16 protein-coding genes are annotated in these 16,885 nt (G+C 66.8%); 6 read left to right on the top strand and 10 right to left on the bottom strand.

The genetic code is table 11. From position 1 onward, the window contains the following. Positions 1-28: 28 nt before the first annotated feature. Entirely contained in the window at positions 29-1,006 is a 978-nt protein-coding gene (locus ACFYNX_RS19075; protein WP_388662720.1) for a DUF5937 family protein, read from the bottom strand. 150 nt (positions 1,007-1,156) lie between these two features. Between ACFYNX_RS19075 and ACFYNX_RS19070 the strand changes: the two genes are divergently transcribed. Beyond that, entirely contained in the window at positions 1,157-2,347 is a 1,191-nt protein-coding gene (locus ACFYNX_RS19070) for an MFS transporter (RefSeq protein WP_388662718.1), read from the top strand. A gap of 4 nt (positions 2,348-2,351) precedes the next feature. On the opposite strand, the gene ACFYNX_RS19065 is transcribed toward ACFYNX_RS19070, so the two are convergent. From ACFYNX_RS19065 to ACFYNX_RS19040, 6 genes are all read right to left on the bottom strand, one after another. Further along, positions 2,352-2,564, bottom strand: a complete 213-nt coding sequence (locus ACFYNX_RS19065) for a DUF4287 domain-containing protein (RefSeq protein WP_388662716.1) — start codon at positions 2,562-2,564, stop codon at positions 2,352-2,354. Between the two features lie 77 nt (positions 2,565-2,641). Further along, complete coding sequence (locus ACFYNX_RS19060; protein ID WP_388662714.1) at positions 2,642-4,897, bottom strand: FtsX-like permease family protein; 2,256 nt, start codon at positions 4,895-4,897, stop codon at positions 2,642-2,644. Next, positions 4,894-5,568, bottom strand: a complete 675-nt coding sequence (locus ACFYNX_RS19055) for an ABC transporter ATP-binding protein (protein WP_125663130.1) — start codon at positions 5,566-5,568, stop codon at positions 4,894-4,896. Before ACFYNX_RS19055 ends, ACFYNX_RS19060 begins: the two co-directional genes overlap by 4 nt. A gap of 66 nt (positions 5,569-5,634) precedes the next feature. Further along, on the bottom strand, positions 5,635-6,051 hold the full coding sequence (locus ACFYNX_RS19050) for a hypothetical protein (protein ID WP_388662712.1): 417 nt from the start codon (positions 6,049-6,051) through the stop codon (positions 5,635-5,637). 587 nt (positions 6,052-6,638) lie between these two features. Continuing rightward, positions 6,639-6,827, bottom strand: a complete 189-nt coding sequence (locus ACFYNX_RS19045; RefSeq protein ID WP_388662710.1) for an AbrB/MazE/SpoVT family DNA-binding domain-containing protein — start codon at positions 6,825-6,827, stop codon at positions 6,639-6,641. 83 nt (positions 6,828-6,910) lie between these two features. Then, the gene (locus ACFYNX_RS19040; protein ID WP_388662708.1) at positions 6,911-7,750 is read right to left on the bottom strand and encodes a GIY-YIG nuclease family protein; all 840 of its coding nucleotides are present in this window, start codon (positions 7,748-7,750) and stop codon (positions 6,911-6,913) included. A 116-nt stretch (positions 7,751-7,866) separates the two neighbouring features. Between ACFYNX_RS19040 and ACFYNX_RS19035 the strand changes: the two genes are divergently transcribed. The 4 genes from ACFYNX_RS19035 (at position 7,867) to ACFYNX_RS19020 (ending at position 12,041) form a co-directional block, all read left to right on the top strand. Continuing rightward, positions 7,867-9,180, top strand: coding sequence for a DNA cytosine methyltransferase (locus ACFYNX_RS19035; RefSeq protein ID WP_274031092.1), 1,314 nt, complete (start codon positions 7,867-7,869; stop codon positions 9,178-9,180). A 140-nt stretch (positions 9,181-9,320) separates the two neighbouring features. Further along, positions 9,321-9,971 (top strand): very short patch repair endonuclease, encoded by a 651-nt coding sequence (locus ACFYNX_RS19030; protein WP_388662706.1) that lies wholly within the window; start codon positions 9,321-9,323, stop codon positions 9,969-9,971. Positions 9,972-10,089: 118 nt separating this feature from the next. Beyond that, entirely contained in the window at positions 10,090-10,932 is an 843-nt protein-coding gene (locus ACFYNX_RS19025; RefSeq protein ID WP_388662704.1) for an Eco29kI family restriction endonuclease, read from the top strand. A gap of 266 nt (positions 10,933-11,198) precedes the next feature. Next, positions 11,199-12,041 (top strand): PE-PGRS family protein, encoded by an 843-nt coding sequence (locus ACFYNX_RS19020; RefSeq protein ID WP_388662702.1) that lies wholly within the window; start codon positions 11,199-11,201, stop codon positions 12,039-12,041. On the opposite strand, the gene ACFYNX_RS19015 is transcribed toward ACFYNX_RS19020, so the two are convergent. The 3 genes from ACFYNX_RS19015 to ACFYNX_RS19005 form a co-directional block, all read right to left on the bottom strand. Further along, positions 11,971-13,647 (bottom strand): PE-PGRS family protein, encoded by a 1,677-nt coding sequence (locus ACFYNX_RS19015; RefSeq protein ID WP_388662700.1) that lies wholly within the window; start codon positions 13,645-13,647, stop codon positions 11,971-11,973. The two genes, ACFYNX_RS19020 and ACFYNX_RS19015, sit on opposite strands and share 71 nt — an antisense overlap. Before the next feature lie 156 nt (positions 13,648-13,803). Then, on the bottom strand, positions 13,804-14,508 hold the full coding sequence (locus ACFYNX_RS19010; RefSeq protein WP_388663388.1) for a creatininase family protein: 705 nt from the start codon (positions 14,506-14,508) through the stop codon (positions 13,804-13,806). A gap of 26 nt (positions 14,509-14,534) precedes the next feature. Beyond that, entirely contained in the window at positions 14,535-15,737 is a 1,203-nt protein-coding gene (locus ACFYNX_RS19005) for a hypothetical protein (protein ID WP_388662699.1), read from the bottom strand. Between the two features lie 208 nt (positions 15,738-15,945). Here ACFYNX_RS19005 and ACFYNX_RS19000 point away from each other — a divergent pair, with 208 nt between their 5' ends. Then, the gene (locus tag ACFYNX_RS19000; protein ID WP_388662698.1) at positions 15,946-16,839 is read left to right on the top strand and encodes a phosphotransferase family protein; all 894 of its coding nucleotides are present in this window, start codon (positions 15,946-15,948) and stop codon (positions 16,837-16,839) included. Positions 16,840-16,885 lie beyond the last annotated feature (46 nt).

Genomic DNA, 16,885 nt, shown 5'->3' with positions numbered 1-16,885 from the left:
GGACGTCCGGTCGCGACGGCGGGGACGGTCAGGGGTTGAGGAGCTGATCGGCGACGGAGGTGCGGGCGTAGAGGACGGAGCGTCCGCTGCGGTGGGAGGTGACGAGACCGGCGTTCCGCAGGGCGGTGAGGTGCTGGGAGACCCCGGCGGCGGAGAGCCCGGAGTGCGTGGCGAGCTGGGTGGTGGAGGCCGGGGTGTCGAGCGCGGCGAGGAGCAGGGTCCGGGAACGGCCGAGGACGGCGGCGACGGCGTCCGTGGCGGCGGTGGTGCGGGGTTCCCACACGGCACCGAAACCGCGGGCCGGATAGGCGAGTTGGGGCGGGTCGGGGTGGACGGAACGGGTGAGGACCCGGGGCCAGGCGAAGACGGAGGGGACGAGCAGCAGCCCGGACCCCGCCTGGCCGCGGGTGAGCGCGCAGTGGCGCCGTACGAGGCGCAGGGTGCCGGCGTCCCACCGTACGGTCTCGTGGAGTTCGCCCAGGACTCGGGCCGAACCGTGCTCGGCGACCTGCCGGGCCCGGTGGAAGACGTCGGCCTCCAGGACCTTCTGGATGCGGGCCCAGTAGGGGGCGAGGGCGAGCTCCCAGTAGGTCTCGATCTCGTCGGTGACCTTCGGCAGGACGGCCTCGGGATCGTCGTGCAGGGACTGGAGCCGCCCGCCGTCGCCCCTCTCCGCGGCCAGCTTCCGCAGGTCCTCGCGCACCTGCCCGGCGGGGGTGCGGCGGATGGCGTCGAGTTCGGCGCCGAGGGTGGGGAAGGGCCCGGCGGGGGTGGGGTTGAGGAAGTCCGCGAGGTATCCGTCGGCGGGCACGAGCGCGGCGAGCCGCCCGCGGTCGAGCCCGGCGCGCACGATCCGGGGCCGGACCTGGGCGGCCCAGCGCTGGTGCGGGGCGGAGGCGGACCGCTGGGCGAGGACGCGGAAGCTGGTGACGACCTCCCAGAGGGGGGAGACGGCGAAGCGGGTCTGGGCGAGGTCGGCGGCGGAGAAGCTGAGTTCGTATTCCACGCGAGAGCCCCCGAAGCGACGAAGTGACGAAGTGACGAAGTGAGGAAGTGAGGAAGCAGCGAAGCGACGAAGCAACACCCAAGCACCCAATGGATTCGCTCCCACCTTAATCATTGGAGGGAAGGGGCGCGGCGGGAGCAACCTCCCCCCATGCCCACCACCTTCCGTGACCTCCCGCCCGCCGTCTGGACGCTCTTCGCCGGAACGATCGTCAACCGCCTCGGCTACCTCGTCACCCCGTTCCTGGTGTTCTTCCTCGCCTCGCGGGGAGTGACCGGCTCCGACACCTCGTACGTCCTCGGCGCCCTGGGCGCGGGCAACCTCCTCGGCCCCGCCGTCGGAGGCGTCCTCGCCGACCGCATCGGCCGCCGCCCCACCATGCTCATCGGCCTGATCGGCGCGGCGGCGGCGCAGGGGGCACTGTTCCTCGCGCCCGGCGTCTGGACGATGGCGGCGGCCGCGTTCCTGATCAGCGCGGCGGGCAGCACCGTCTCACCGGCCGCGTACGCGCTGCTCGCGGACGCGGTGGACAGCGAACGGCGCCGGCGCGCGTACGCCCTCTTCGGCTGGGGCGTGAACATCGGAACGGCGGTCGGGGGAGTCCTGGGCGGCTACCTCGCGGCCCACGGCTACTGGCTCCTCTTCGCGGTGGACGCGGGCTCGATGCTCCTGTACGCACTGGTGGTGACGGTCCGTCTGAAGGCCCCGGAGCGCCCGGCGGAAACCGCACGGGAGAAGAAGGGAATCGGCTACGGAGTGGTCGTCCGAGACCGCCTGGCCCTCCTCGCCCTCCCCCTCTTCGGGATCCAGCTCTTCGTGTACTCGCTCACCGAGGTGGCCCTGCCGCTCGCGATCCGCGACAGCGGCCTCTCCCCGGCGGTGTACGGGTCGATGGCGGCGGTCAACGCGGTCCTGGTGGTGGCGCTCCAGCCGTTCGTGACGGTGTGGCTGGCGAAGCTGCCGCAGATGGCGGTGCAGAGCGCGGGCAGCGCGCTGATCGCGGCGGGCGTGGCGCTCACCGGCCTCGCGGACGGGATCGTCGGCTACGCGGTGTCGGTCGTGGTCTGGTCGCTCGGGGAGGTGGTGGTGGCCGGCATCGCGGCGAGCGTCGTCGCCGACCTGGCCCCGGCGCACGCCCGCGGCCGCTACCAGGGGGCCTTCGGCTGGACGTGGGGCACGGCCCGCTTCGCGGCCCTGACCCTGGGCGTCACCGTCTACACGACCCTGGGCCCGGCGGTGCTGTGGTGGACGGCCCTGGCGGCGGGCACGGCCGCGGCGGCGGCGACCCTGGCCCTGAGGTCCAGGATCGAACGCCGCACGGTCCACACGCTGGCGGCCTGAGGCCCTACTCCTTGCCGGCCGCCCGGACATGGGCCACGAGCGCGTTCGCGTGCCCGTGGCCGAGGCCGTGCTCGGCCTTCAGCCAGGAGACCAGCTCCATGTGCTTGGTGAGCGGCGAGGACCGGACGATCTCCAGCCACTCACCGACCGGCCGCCCGTACTTCTTCTCGATGGAGGGGAAGTAACTGGCGGGACCCTTGGCGACGTTCTCGGCCACGACGATCTCCTGGTCTGGAAGGGACGGTCACCGATGCAGACCCCCACCCCGCCGAGAACTCATCGCTCCGACCGGCCTCAATCCCGCCGGATGTGCTCGGGATCGATGTGCCGCCGCACCATGGGCACGGAGGCGAGCGCGGCCGCGAGCACCACGCCCAGCGCACAGAGGAACAGCAGGGGCAGCCCCTCCCAGTCCCAGTGCACCGCCCCGCCCCCGGTGATCAGATAACTGGACTCGGCAAGCCACCCGGCCACGATCGCCGCCCCCAGCCCCACCACCAACGGCAACACCACCTGCACGACCTGCACCACCCGCAACGTCCCGGCCCGAGCCCCCAACAACGCGAGCGCGGTCACCTGCCCCCGCCGCTCCATGGCCCGATCGGCCACGGACACGACGAACGCGGCCACCCCGATCACCAACCCGAGCACCATCCCGACGACGAGCAGACTCCGAATCACGGTCAACTGAGCAAGCGAATCGATCACGATACCGACGGGCTCCACGGACACGGTGGGGGCGATGGCACCGATGCCGTCCAGGACGGAGCGGATGGTGGTGGGGTCGGAAGAGCTGACCAGTACGAGGCTGGCGTTTTCGATATGAGTGCCCCGAGGGATCATTGAGGGCGGAATGAGGAGACTCGGGCCATTGACCTTTGAGGGATCGTAGAACTGAGCTGTGATGGTGGCTTGAGGCACGGCGACATTCATCTTTCGCCCGTCGCTCAACAGGAACGGGAAGTTGCTTCCGGGCTGTGCATCCTCATCAAAAAAGTAGTCCGGATCTCTAAGAAGCATTACTTTGCCGTCGACGCAGCCGCGAATGGACTTGCTGAAAGCCGCCAACTGGGTGCACGTGGCGACGACGCCGCTCACGCGCGGACGGTCCTCTTCTGAGCTCCCTTGCCATGAATCGGCAGACAGAACGTGAGCCTTTACACCACTCAGGTTGATCGCTTGCGAGTGTTGTTGGGTACTCAGCTCGGCAAGAGGGAGGCTGTACTCCTGAACGGGAGCCGTACGTCGGCTGACCTGGTCCAGCTCGATGAGTACGCCCTGAGTGAGCGATGCGCCGAATACAAGCAGCACGAGGCCGGTTGCCACTCGAAGCGCGCTTCCCGGTTCGACTTCCGTCCGGCGCATGGCCAGCGTCAACGCGAGGGACTCCGACCTTTTCGCAAGGCGTTGTGACAGCCATGCAGTGATCGGCGCCAGGCCGAGTGCAAGCCCCGCGCCGGTCAGCAGGACGGCGCCAGGGACCAGCATGGCGCTGGCCGGGCCACCCGACGGGTCCTTCCCCATGACGCTGAGCACGCAGTAGCCGCCGGTGATCCCGAGACCTGGAATCAGCAACACCGTCCCGTACTTCTTGGGCGGCTTGCGTTCTCCGGTTCGGCGCACGCTGATGGGCGACAAGGCGGCCTGCTGAGCGCCGACCCGACTCACGAGGGCGGCGAGGGCCGGACAGCCCAGCAGGCATGCGATCAATGTGATCACCTCGGGACGTCCGTCTTCCGGATACCACCGCAGCCCGGGAAGTCCGATGCGTGCCATGACTTCGTTCACGCCGAGGTATCCCAGAAGCCCCAGCACGGCCCCCAGGAACACAGCCGCCACGCTCTCTCCGGCATTGACCCGAAGTGTGTCCTTCGTGCTGAGCCCGACGAGCCGGAGAGCGGCGAGCCGGCGCGCACGGGACTCACCCGACAGTCGTGCGCAGACGGAAAGGAAGATGACGAGGGGGAGCAGGACAATGCACCCGAGAGTGAACCGCAAGATGTCGATGGTTGAGGGATCGATGAGCTCGTGTTCCGTATACGTGGACCCGAAGTAACCCAGAGGTCTGGCTTCGTTGAGTTCAGTGGGAGGCACACCGATGTAGGCATACAGCTCATCAGGCCCACCCAGCCCCACCGGCGCGATGGTGCCGATCACGCGTCCGGGCACAAGCCCTGCGGCACGAGGGTTGTTCTTCAGGATCTCCGCCAACTTTGGCGAAATGACGGCTTCGCCTGCGTGAGGAATTTCCTTCACACCGGGAGGCGCGGGCACGTGGCCAGTTCCCGTACGCCCAATAAAGATCCGACGCAGTCGCTGTGAACCATAGGGGTCCAGGAATTCCTGGTACACGGCATTCTTATTGTTGCCCGGATGTACTGCCCGGCTTGTCACACGCGCGTCATTGGCGGCGATGATCGTGGGAATGGTGAGGGTGGCGGCAAGGCAAGCCACTCCCAACGCCGAACCGAGCGACATCAACAGAAAGCGGATCCGCCCCCTGCGCCCGCTACCCCACAGCAGACGCATCCCAAGGAGGAACGGGTTCACACCGCCACCCGCTGAGCCAGAACACCGTCCGTCATCGTGTACTGCGTGTCGGCCTTCGCCGCGACATCAGCGTCATGAGTGACGATGACCACCGCGGTTTTTTGCCTCCGCGCAAGCTGAAGGAATTCATCCAGCACGGCAGCCGCGTTGACACTGTCGAGCGCCCCGGTCGGCTCGTCCGCGAACACCACGTCCGGCCGATGCACCAGAGCCCGGGCGACTGCCACGCGTTGACTCTGGCCACCCGACAGCTTCGAGGTCCGGCGCCGAGCCAACTCGCTCATACCGAGGCGCTTCAGCACCTGGCCGGCCATGACGTGGGCGTGGTCCTTGCTGATCCCGGCGAGGCGAAGAGGAAGCGCGGCGTTCTCCTCGACGGTCAGCTCCGGCAGTAACTCCCCGTACTGGAAGACGAAGCCCAGCCGTGTGCGCCGCAGCGCGCTGAGTTCCCCGTCGGGGAGGCAGGACAGGCGCTCCCCGTCGAAGGTCACCGACCCGTTGGTGGGCGGCAGGACCCCGGCGAGGCAGTACAGCAGCGACGACTTGCCCGATCCGCTGCTGCCCATGATGGCGGCTACCTCGCCGCGCTTGAGCGTGAAATCGACACCGGTGACAGCCTGCTGGGTGCCGTAGAAGAGATCCACGCCTTCGGCGCGGAGGATGACGTCCATCGGGATGCGTACTCCTATGGGGCGGGAGCCGCTGGCTGACGGCTCCCGTAGAGACCAATTGTTTTGTCAGGGGCGTTCGAAAGGCCTCGGGAAGGAGCAGTTGTCAGGCCGGAGGGAGCCGCGGTTCTGGCACACACGGACCTCGGCGGACCTCGTGTATCGAGTGGCTCCGTCATAGACGATCTTGTCGATCCAGACGCTCCTCTTCTGCGTTCCGTTGAAGCGGTTCCATCCGTAGCCGTGAACCTTCACTTGCAGATAGACGTTGTGGTTGTCCCTAAAACCAGTGTCGACCAGCCTTCCTTTGACGTGGAATGCGCCGTGCATCTGTCCCGGCTCTTCCCACTTGTACTTCGCTTCTTCGAACCGTGCTCCGCCCGTCACGAAGTCCTTCGTGCTGTGCCATGCGGAGTCGGCCACGGCCGCTCCCACCCCTCCGAAGAACAATCCGGCGGTAAGCACCGCTGCGGTAATCTTCCTCATCAGTACCCCTGTTGATCGAGTGTCGACTGACCTTCGCAGAACGTAGCGGCATAATTGCGCGCCTGATGCCGCAGGAACGTGTCTTCCGCTCTTAAACCCTCGATCAAGTGAATGAGGACTTCTCTGCTCCTGCTCACCCTGTAGGAGTGGTTCTCAGTACGTCCGGGCAAGGAGGGGCAGGGGCGTGGTGGCTGACGAAAAGATTCAGAGTTGACGGCCTGGGTCAACAAGAGGGAAGCGCATCGGCGACCGACCGATATGCGGAACCGTTTCTGGGGAGGTCGTCGGCGACCGTGGTGGACGTCACAGGTGCACAGCCGACTCTCTGGAGACCCTGAGAACGTCGAAGGGCCCCACCGCGAACGGTGGGGCCCTTCGACATCGTGCCCGGTGAGGCACTGGCGGAGGATACGAGATTCGAACTCGTGAGGGGTTGCCCCCAACACGCTTTCCAAATGTTCGTACGGGGGTCCGGCGGGGGCCGTGGGTGTCCTGACCTGCGACGGAGCGTTCGAGGCGCCCTCGTCCGGACGGGGTCGGACGAGGGTGAATGCAACCAGAACTGCAACCACGCGGCCACCGTTGGATCACAGCGAACCGTTCTCCAGCAGGTCGCGGATCGCGTCTTCCTTCCGACGGACCACGATGCGCCCATCTCCGTCGCTGTACACGACGACGGCTGCTCCCGGCGACAGTCCGGCCTCCGCGAGTATCCCCAAGGGGATCTCGACGATGCCGGCTTCGGAGACGGTGGTCTCGGCAGGTTCCCTGATCATCCCGTCAGTGTGGCACCGGAACTTTGGCGATCTACGCCCACCGCTTCGGCTGCTGACTGCGGTGCTGGTCTGTGTCAGCTGGGTCAGTCATCCATCGACGGTGGCTCGGCTTCGACAACCCCCGCCGGGTCCGCCTCAGGCACGGCGCTGATGCGCTCGCCGTGGCGGTAGTACCGCCACGCGCTCCTGTACGTATTGGGACTGTCATCGTACATGATCACGTAACCCATGAGGGCGGCGACCTGCCACTTGTCCGGTATCTCCGCTGAGATCAGCTGGAAGACCTCGTCGGCGGTCATCGCGGCCGATGGCACGTGAACGCTTCGAGCCTTGAACTCCGCCGACTTTCCATACCTGAAGATGTACGGGAGGCCGGCCTTGATCGCTTCTAGGAGTTCATGCAGCGTCGTCTCCCCAGCCTGCAGACCCTCGATCGGCCGGTCCAGGTCAATGGGGAACAGGACATCGAAGTGATTCCGCTTAAGGACCGTGCTGTCTCGCTGACGGCCCGGATCCTTGTTGCCGAAGCCGTTGTTGTTCCAGGGGATGTCGCCCTGTCCCTTGTGGTGGGTGATGAGCAGCTGCTCGGGGGCGAGGGCGGAGAAGTCCTCCGCCACGTACAGACACGAGAAGGCCATCTCATCCAGGGAGATGTTGCGACGCCCAGAGATCTTGCGCAGATGGTTGCCGAGGCGGGCCGGCAGCGACTTGTCGGCCTTGCCGACGTAGACGAACTTCCCGTTCAGGTAGAGCTGGTAGACCCCGGGCTTCTCTTTGAGTCGCGCGATGCTCTCTTCGGAGAGAGGCGCCCGGCCAAGCTTCTTCAGCGCGTACGCCAACTGGTCGCCGAGCGCCTTGGTGATGCTCAGGGTGAAGTCCTTGTGGTACTGCGTTCCGTCCTCGGAGCCCACCACCGGCGCCATTCGTCCACTCCCTTGGTCGACATGATCCCGGAAACCCTATCGGTGGCCTGCACACGTGGCCGAACCTTCACCTCGAAATGGCTTGAAGATCTACAACTCCGCGGTATGCTTTTGGAATGGCTGAACTGCAAGAAGGATCAAAGAAGGACCGCACGGGCGTCGAGCTCTTCGCTGGCGCTGGCGGTCTGGCCATGGCTGTCCACCGCGCCGGATTCCGCCCCCTGCTCTTCAACGAGTTCGCCAAGCGGGCATGCGAGACCCTGGAGGCCAACGGGGCCCAGCGGCTGCCCGACGGCCAGAAGCCGACCCGAGCCCCCGGGCCTGGCGAGAAAGTGCCCCTCGTCGCGGGCGATGTCCAAGAGCTCGACATGGACTATCTGGCGGGCCAGGTGGACGTGCTCGCCGGAGGTCCTCCCTGCCAGCCGTTCAGCCTCGGCGGCGTCGCCAAGGGCGACGAGGACAAGCGGAACATGTTTCCCCAGATGTTCAAGGCCGTCCAACAGATCCAGCCGAAGGCCGTGATCTGCGAGAACGTGCGCGGCCTGCTCAGGCCCTCGTTCCGCCGCTACTTCGACTACATCCAGCGCGAGCTGGAGCTGCCCTTCGAGGAGCGAGGCGACCGTACCTGGGAGCAGCACTACGAGTACCTGCTGGAGCGGCGGGAGAAGGAGCCGGACGACCCCAAGAAGCGGTACGACATCGTCATGATGCCGGTGAACGCTGCTGACTACGGGGTGCCCCAGATCCGCAACCGCGTGATCATCGTTGCTTTCCGTCGCGACCTGAACGTCGACCTTGAGCTGTTCAAGGAGCTCGTGAAGCCGACGCACTCCGAGTCTGCTCTCCTTCGGTCCATGGAGGACGGGAGCTACTGGGAGCGGCACTCGAATGTGCCCACCCACGTGCGCGAGTGGGTCATGGCCCGGCTCCCGAAGACCATGCCGATGGACGACGGCCTGCTCCCCTGGTACACCCTGCGTGACGCGATCGCCGGCATCGGCGACAACAAGCCCCTGCCGGATGTGCCGGACGAGTGGCTGGACCGTACCGAGCACTTCCTCGGCGGGTTCACGGAACACATCGGCTGGCCCGGTGCCCGGATCTACGACGGGCACACCCCCAACGAACTCGACCGCCCGGCGAAGACGGTCAAGGCCGGCGTTCACGGTGTCCCCGGCGGCGAGTCAGTCATGCTCCTGGACGAGCTGGTGGCCGACAAGGCCGCTCAGGGCGGCGTCCGGTACAAGTACAGGTACATGACGGTCCGCGAAACCGCGCGCGTCATGACGTTCCCCGACACGTGGGAGCTCAAGGGCCCCCGGGGGGAGAAGATGCGCCAGCTCGGCAATGCCGTCCCCGTTGCCCTTGGCGAGGTCTTCGCGAAGGCGGTCGCCACCGTCCTGGACGAGGCGGAGGAGCGACAGAAGTGACCGGGCCCACCAGCAGGGCGCAGAGCGGCTGGAAGCACGACTCGCCGCCGGACCGGGCGTGGAAAGGGCGGGCTGGTAGGACCCGGGCTGTCATCGCGGCCGAACAGGACCGGGCTGCGGGTGGTCGCCACAGGCGCTCTGTGGATCTTGGCGAGGGGCGGTTCGCCCGGGCGTCGGTGGAGTTGAAGGTGCTTCCCGACACGCGACGCATCCGCGCGTACCTGCGCTGGTCCGATGGCGGCAAGTCTCCGGCCCGCTACCTCGGACAGGTCGAGCACGAGACCCGGGCCGCGAACCTCGCCGAGGGCTGGAAGATGGCCTGGGAGAAGGGCCTTCTCACCGAGGAACCGCCGGCGGAAGGCTCTTGGGCTTCCTCGCCGTCCGTACGCGCGGTGATGCGGGCCAATCGGAGCAAGGACACCCGACCCGAGCTGAGGCTCCGTTCCCTGCTGCACAAGCAGGGGCTTCGCTATCGGGTGGCGGCACGTCCGCTGCCCACCTTGCGCCGCACCGCCGATCTGATCTTCTCTAGGCCCAAGGTCGCGGTGTTCGTCGACGGCTGCTTTTGGCACGGCTGCCCGGACCACCTTCGGGAGTCACACAAGAACGCCGAGTTCTGGCGAAGCAAGATCGAGGGCAACCGAATCAGGGACGCGGAGACGGATCGCCTCCTGCGAGAGGCGGGCTGGACAGTCGTCCGTATCTGGGAGCACGAGGACGCTGACGCGGCAGCCGCGAGGGTGATAAGTGCCGTGCGGGGCTCGCCGATAAGTCATCACGAATCGGGATGATATGCGTCTATTGTGCACAGCTTGCCCGGATCGGCGGCGCTCGGCGTAGGGCCCGAATCTGACAGGTTGTTGATCCCTGGCGGCCGGGGAGTCTCCGCCCGTGGGTAGGATCCCGTCCATGGCTCCCAGCCCTGCATCCCCACAGTTCAATCCGTTGGGCCTTGACTTGCTCGGCCGTAATCTCCGGGAGGAGATGGACGGTCGTCCACGGGTGCCACTGGACCAGGTAGAGCCGTTCCCAGGTGCCGGGCTCTATGCGCTCTACTACAAGGGCGACCTTGCGATTTACAAGGGCCTGAAGGGCACCGATATCCCCATTTACGTGGGGAAGGCTTCGGCTGGTGATAGCAGCTACGGAGATCCGCCGAGCCTGACTCAACGTAAACTGTTCGACCGGATAAGCGATCACCGTAGAAGCATTAAAGAGCCTTCAAATATCCAGGATTCGGACTTCGACGTCAGGTATCTAACCCTCGATGATATCTGGATCGTCTTGGGTGAACGGGCCCTTCTGCGCGCCTACAGTCCGGTCCTCTGGAATACCGTGATGACCGGATTCGGGGGAAACCCGCCAGGTCAGGGTCGGAGGAATGCTCGCTCGGTCTGGGACTCGATCCATCCGGGGCGGAAGCGGGCGGCCGGGCTTCTCTGCAACCGCAGTTACAGCGGTGTCGAAATGGAGGAGCTCATCCTGGACGGCATCGAAATCTCGCTGATGGATGCAAGTGATCAACGCGATGCGAAGCTGAAAGAATTCCGGAATCGTCCTGCGGAGATCATCTGGAAGGAAGCTAAAGGTCCGGGGAAGGGGCCCAAGCCTGTTCTGGTGTTCCGTGAGGATGTGTTCCTGGAAGAAAATAGTCGATTCGGGGTCGACCTCAGTGATGTCGAATGGAAGTCAACTGGCATTCCCGAGCAGAAAACTGTAGAGGAAGCTGTTCTTGACGCTCCCGAGGGATGAATTTTGAGGGTCCGGTTTTGGCGAGGCTTTCCGCTCCTTGGCGCTGTGCAGCGGTCGGTCGGGCCTGCTCCCCGATGAATCCCCATGGCTATGCCCCGCCGGACCGAGCTGCTAGCTTGCCAGACTTCCTGCTCGTGCAGCTTGGCAGGCGGACTGGCTTCCTCGCGACCCGCGCATGGGTGGCAGGGGAGGAAGGAGCGCAGTTCCATCAGCCCTTTTCGGTGATGTCCGCATCGTGCGGGCAGCGGACCTGGCTCAATGGACACATGGAGTTGGGTCAGCACTGGGGCTTCCGAGCGAGGCCCAAGGAACTGGGCAGCATGGTTCGCAGGGTCGAGATCGTGCGCGTGGGTGGGCGTGGCAGGTCCGGTTGGCTTCACGTCCGGTTCCTCGAAGGCGATGACGCGGGGCTGCAGGAGTGGGTCAACCCAAACTGTCTTGTAGCGCGCTGGGAGGACGTTGAGGCGTTTCGTGCGGACGATTCAAGTGAGCTCGCGCTGGCCGTGGCGTCGCGGGAGGTGCGTGGGAGCGCAGACTTTGAGGCCGCGCGGATGGTCCTCGGATTCGTCCGTCCGAGGAGCAAGCTGCGACTGCGCCGAGGTGTCTCGGACGCCGGGATCCTGGAACTGATCCGCCTCGAAGAGGGGGCCCGGCTGGTCGGTATGGATGCTGCGGAGCTGCGAAGCGACCCGATGGTCTACGAGAACCGCGACGGCCTCTGTCTGGCCGGGTGGCCGGTCACCGAGCGCATCGCACGCGGTGTGGCCGGCCGTCTCGCCGAGGACATCCTTCCGGAGGTGGACCGCAGGCAGCAGGCCATCGATCAGGAGCGCACGCAGTCCTCCTGGTACCCCTACAGCCGCCGGGACGACCGCAAGCTGGACGCGGAAGCGGCCATCCTGCGGACCGTCCGGGATTGGTGTGGCCAGGACAAGGCCGAGCGGTACGACGAGCTGGTCGCCCTGCGCGAGGAGGTCGTCCGGCTCGGGAAGCTCGTGGAGAAATCGGTGAAGGCCCTACGCGACCGCGGGCACGGTGTCATCGCCTCCACCATTGAGCGCGACCTTGGGGTCCATATCTCCAGCCTTGGTCCAGACGTTCGTCGCTGAAGCCGCGCCACCGCTCCGGCTCCGGCTTGGGCGGTTCGGCCTCCGCCTTAGGTTCCTTCTTCGGTGGCTTTTCCTTCTCCGGCCGCTGCGGGTGCCAGCCGTCGAGGAAGAGCCTTAGCTGGTCGCCCGTGGGTTCCGCGTGGAGGCTGTGGCCGGTCAGGCTCCTGCCGGCCACGGTCGGGTCAATCCGGTCGGCTTCCGCCTTCCCCCACGTAGACCACTCGCGAAGCCGCTCGGCTTCGTGGCCGTCGTCCGAGGCGGAGGCGGCCTCATCGAGTGCGGCGCAGAAAGCCCGCATCTCCGCTGCCGCCCGCCATTGCGCCAGAGCGGTGCCGAACCGGTCGACCCGTACGGCGTCCACCGCCTTGACCGTCGCGACGCTGACCGCCGCTTCCCACTCCCGCCGCGTGCGCTCCTTCTTCTCAGCCTCCCGTCGGCGGTGTTCCTCTTCTTCCTGGGCCTCTCGGAGGCGGCGTTCCTCCTCCTGCCGTTCTCGCTCCTCCCGCTGACGCCGCTGTTCCGCCTCCCACGCCAGCCGGGCCCGCTCCACTTGCTCCGCGTGGGCCTTCAGGGCTCGGAGGACGGTGTCGATCTGGTCCTCCAGCGGCTTCTTTGCGCTGTCGGCCCACTCCTTCTTCCAGCCATACCCCGAGCCTTGGCTCACGTGCAGTTCCAGCTCGCCGGATGGCTCGAACCGGTGCGCGGGGGTGACCCGCTGCCAGTCGTACGTTCTCCGGCTCGGCTGCGTGGGCACGTACCGGACCTGCTTCTGCCGTTCCTTGAAGCTGATCTCGTATGTCCCGCCGTGGAGCTTGAGCAGCGGCCTCGGCTGCCTGCGCTTCTTCGACACCGCCATGTCGCCGTGCAGTGCCCGTGCCTGCTCGGCGAGGAGCCGAACCAGGGAGAGCACTCGTGGGAGTACTTCGTCGGAGATCTCGAAGGCGCTGTGGTCTGCGGTGACCGCCGTGATCACGTCCTCGATGTCGGTGATCACTCGGCTGCGGGCCAGGCGGATCCGGTTCCACTCGGTGTCATCCTCGCCTGTCACCCGCAGCAGGCCGAGGAAGAAGTCTCCCTTCGCCCGCCCGCTGTACTTCAAATGGAAGCCATCCGGAGCACACTGCCTCGCGGCGTCGAACGCCCGGCGATAGCGGGCCCGCTCCTCGTCGCTCGGGTCCGGGATCCGAAGGAATCGGTCGGCCTTCTGCACCTCCGCGATCAGGGCCGCGCCGATTTCCGCCGGCGACTGACGCGGCGGCTTCGCAGGGCGCGCTGGCGCCGGCTTCGCCTCAGGCGGGGGTGTCGCCCGCTGACGGGGCGGTGCCGCAGCTTGCGACTTCGGCTCGGCGGCTACCTGACGCTGCTTGCGCGGGGTCGGTTCAGGCCGGTCCGGATGGTGGCCGTGTTTCAGGTAGAAGCGACCGTCATCGGTCATCTCCGCCTGCCACTTCCCACCCTGCTTGGGCATGGTGATGAGGCCCCGGCTCTTGAGGGCACGGGCGGTGACGGCCAGTTCAGGGTTGGCAGAGGTGACGGGGTCCGTTCCGTCTCCGATGCGAGTGAGCAAGGCCAGCTGTCGATCGTTGAGCGGCGACCATCGGTACATGGTGCCCGTCGTACCGGTCCCGCCGAGCGCCTACAACCAGAATGGTGATATTCGCGCACTCTGTTGCCCGAGCGTCTCCAGGATCGGACGGGCTGGCCCACGCTCCCGTGCTGGCGGTCACGCGGCCATCCGCATGCCGTGCCCGTGCCTCCCGCGTCAGCTCAGTCGGCAGAGCACCTCGAAGTGTGCTGAGAAGCTCGATCGCAGGCTTTCCAGGACGGCCTTCCCCTTCTCAGCGGTGGCGAGCGAGGGGAAGCCGATCACCCCGGACTGCGTGTACTCGGCCATTCCCTGGACCAGGAGGAATGGCCGCTGCCGGCTGTCGTGGTCCGACTCGTCGTAGCCTTCGCGGACGAGTTCGGGAGCGGCGTGGAGCAGGATCGACGTCTCGATCTCGCCGGCGTGCATGTCCGCGTGCCTGTCGGATTCGAGGCCGCCGTACTCGCGGGCACGGTCCCAGTCGGGGCCGAGAGGGAAGAGGGAGACTGCGGGGCCGTCGACGTTGGCTTCCTGAACCACGTTCGACAGAACGTAGTTCCCGCCGTGGCCGTTGACGATCACCAGCTTGTGGATGCCCGAGCGGGCAAGTGAGGCGCGGATGTCGTCGATCACGGCGTACAGGGTCCTAGCACTGATGCTGACGGTACCGGGGAACGCCGCGTGCTCGTGGCTGCACGAGACGGTGATGGGCGGGAGGAGGTGGACGGGATAGGCGGCGGCGATCTCCTGGGCGATGACGCACGCGATCGCCGTGTCGGTGATCAATGGGAGGTACGTGCCGTGCTGCTCGAAGGAGCCGACTGGGAGCACGGCGACGCGGGGCTGCAGCTCCTGGACATCGGTGCTCGTGGCGGTCGGCAGCAAGTTCACGGCTCTCCCTCGGTCGACTAGGGGGCGACCTGCTTGGTCAGGTCTAACTCCCTGTTGAGTTCCGAAACTTCCACCAGTTTGCGCCAGCGCGCAAGACGCGGTTGAAGTCGGTACAACTCGCCGAGGATCCGTGTGGAGCCCGTTCGGTGCGCGATGCCGAGGGCTTGTTCAGCGGCCCGGTGCGCGCCTTCCACGTCCTCCAGGATCGCGTTGGCCGTGGCGAGCCGGGCAAGACACAGCCCTCGGTCCCGCTCCTGCACGGCAGGCCAGTTCCGCAGGCTCTTCTCGTAGGTTACGACCGCTTGCTGGGGGCGCTCCAGGCGTACCTGGCAGTTAGCCGCCTCCATCTCGATGTACGAGACCGTGCAGTAGAAGGCCAGGTCGTCATCGTCGCCTCTATCCGCCGCGACGAGGGCCTGGTCGATGGCCCGCTCGGTCTCGGAAGCCTCACCGAGGCTCGCCTTGCTGTTCGCGAGCTGGCGAAGAACGACGGCGTGGACGCGAGGCGAGAGCTCGGAGGCGTACCGGAGGGCAGCGAGAGCGAGGCCGGCGCCGTGGCCGGCGTGGCCCGCCTCCGTGGCGATGTTGCTGCGGCGCTGGAGCATGTACGCGATCACCATCGGATCGCCCAGCTCTTGGGCGTACTCCATCGCCAGCCTGGTCCAGCGCATGGCGTCGTCGGTGCGGCCGGTGTCCTGGTGAAGCCAGCCGAGGAACTCCGCGTACCGTGCCCCCACACGCAGGACCTCCTGCCGCAGCGGACCGTACGCCTCGCGACACATCTGCTCGATGAGGGGCATCTGGCTGCCCACCGGGGCCAGGAGGAACTGCGGGCCGACGAAGGGCTCGGCCTGTGCGTGCTGCTGGAGCACTGAGGTGAGGTAGCCCAGCATCTCCGGGTTCACCGGCATCGGGATGCGGCTCACCGCTGGCGTCGGTGTTGGCAGCAGCATGCTCTGTGCGGTGGCGACGCTCGTGGTGGTGGATGCGAAGCCGAGCTCCTCGTCCGTCGCCTCGTACACCTCCCGGAATAGCGGTCGGTGGTCCGGACTCACGGGGCGCCGGCCGTTCTCGTACATCGAGATGAGCGTCTTCCAGCTCGTCGATGCCGGTGACTGCGCTCCCAGGCGCCGGGCCGCTGCCATCAGCGCGTCGATCAGCTCGCCCTGCGTCCAGCCCCTGTCCAGCCTGGCCTGCTGGAGTCTGCTCTTCGCCCCCATCGTCCCCCCGATGCCCGTCGCAGTGCCCCGCTCAATGATGGGCCAAGAGCCCGCCGCACGTGGGGAGTTAACAGTTAACGGCGCAATCCGTTAACCCTGTCCACTGACCGCTGGCCGCGTCTCCGGCTTACTTGCCTCAGCGCCGCGGTGGTGGGCCACCTCCTCCGGCAGCGCTTCCCCTACGGAATCGATGGCTGGAGGTGACGAGGTGCTGAACTCCCCTGTGGTACTGCGAGCGATCGAGTCTCGGCACGGCCCCTTCCGCCGGACTTCGGTCAAGCCGTACTCCCGGGTCTTCCAGGCACTGGACGGCCGGTCGCTGCTCAAGGTCTACGTCGGTATCGACCCGGCTGGGCGGCGCCGTCGCGAGGTGGAGGCGATCCGGGGTGGGGGTCGCCAGGGTCTGTCGGTTCCGGCGGTCCTCGGCACCGGCATCGAGGGTGACTCTGCCTGGACCGTGTTCCAGATGCTGCCCGGACGCCCGTGCACGATCGCGGCCCTCCCGGCGGTCCGGGAGTATCTCGACCGGATCCTGGCTCTGTCCGACCAGCTGCACCGGCCGGCTTCTGGCCTCGCTCTCGGTTCGGGTTGGGTGTCTCACCACAGTGATCCGTTCACACACCGGGGGTTCCTGCTCCGGCAGATGTCTCCCCGGTGCCGGCTGCTGCCGTGGTGGGCGGATCTGGCAGAGCTCCTCGCGCCGATCGATTCCCATCCTGTCGTCCGTATCCACGGGGATCTCAAGCCCGAGCACCTCCTGATCGACGGAGACCGGCTGCATGTCGTCGACTGGGAGGCGAGCGGGCGCGGCCCCGCTGTCGCCGATCACGCCGATGTCGCGTTCCACCTGGCCCGCGACCTGATCTACGGGGAGCTGCCTCACCGGCGGCTGCCAGAGGACGTTGTTCGCCGACTCGTTCTGAGCGGTTCGGTCCTGGCCTGGCGCCTCCTCCTCTGGCTCGACCGACGTCGTCCGGAGGACATCACGCTGGTGCCATCGGACCTCGTCCGTCAGCTCGCGGCACCGAACCGTCCCGCCGCCACCTGGGCGCTTCTCGCCCAGACCATCTCGTCTCTCCGCGCCCGAGGCGTGCCTCGCTGACAAGCCTTCGCAGTGCTCCGTTATCTTCCGACCCGAAACGAGGGAT

The sequence above is a fragment of the Streptomyces sp. NPDC007872 genome (assembly GCF_042868165.1).
Taxonomy (GTDB): domain Bacteria; phylum Actinomycetota; class Actinomycetes; order Streptomycetales; family Streptomycetaceae; genus Streptomyces.
The sequence above is the reverse complement of the archived record's forward strand: the minus strand, read 5'-3'. Positions and strand labels throughout refer to the sequence as shown.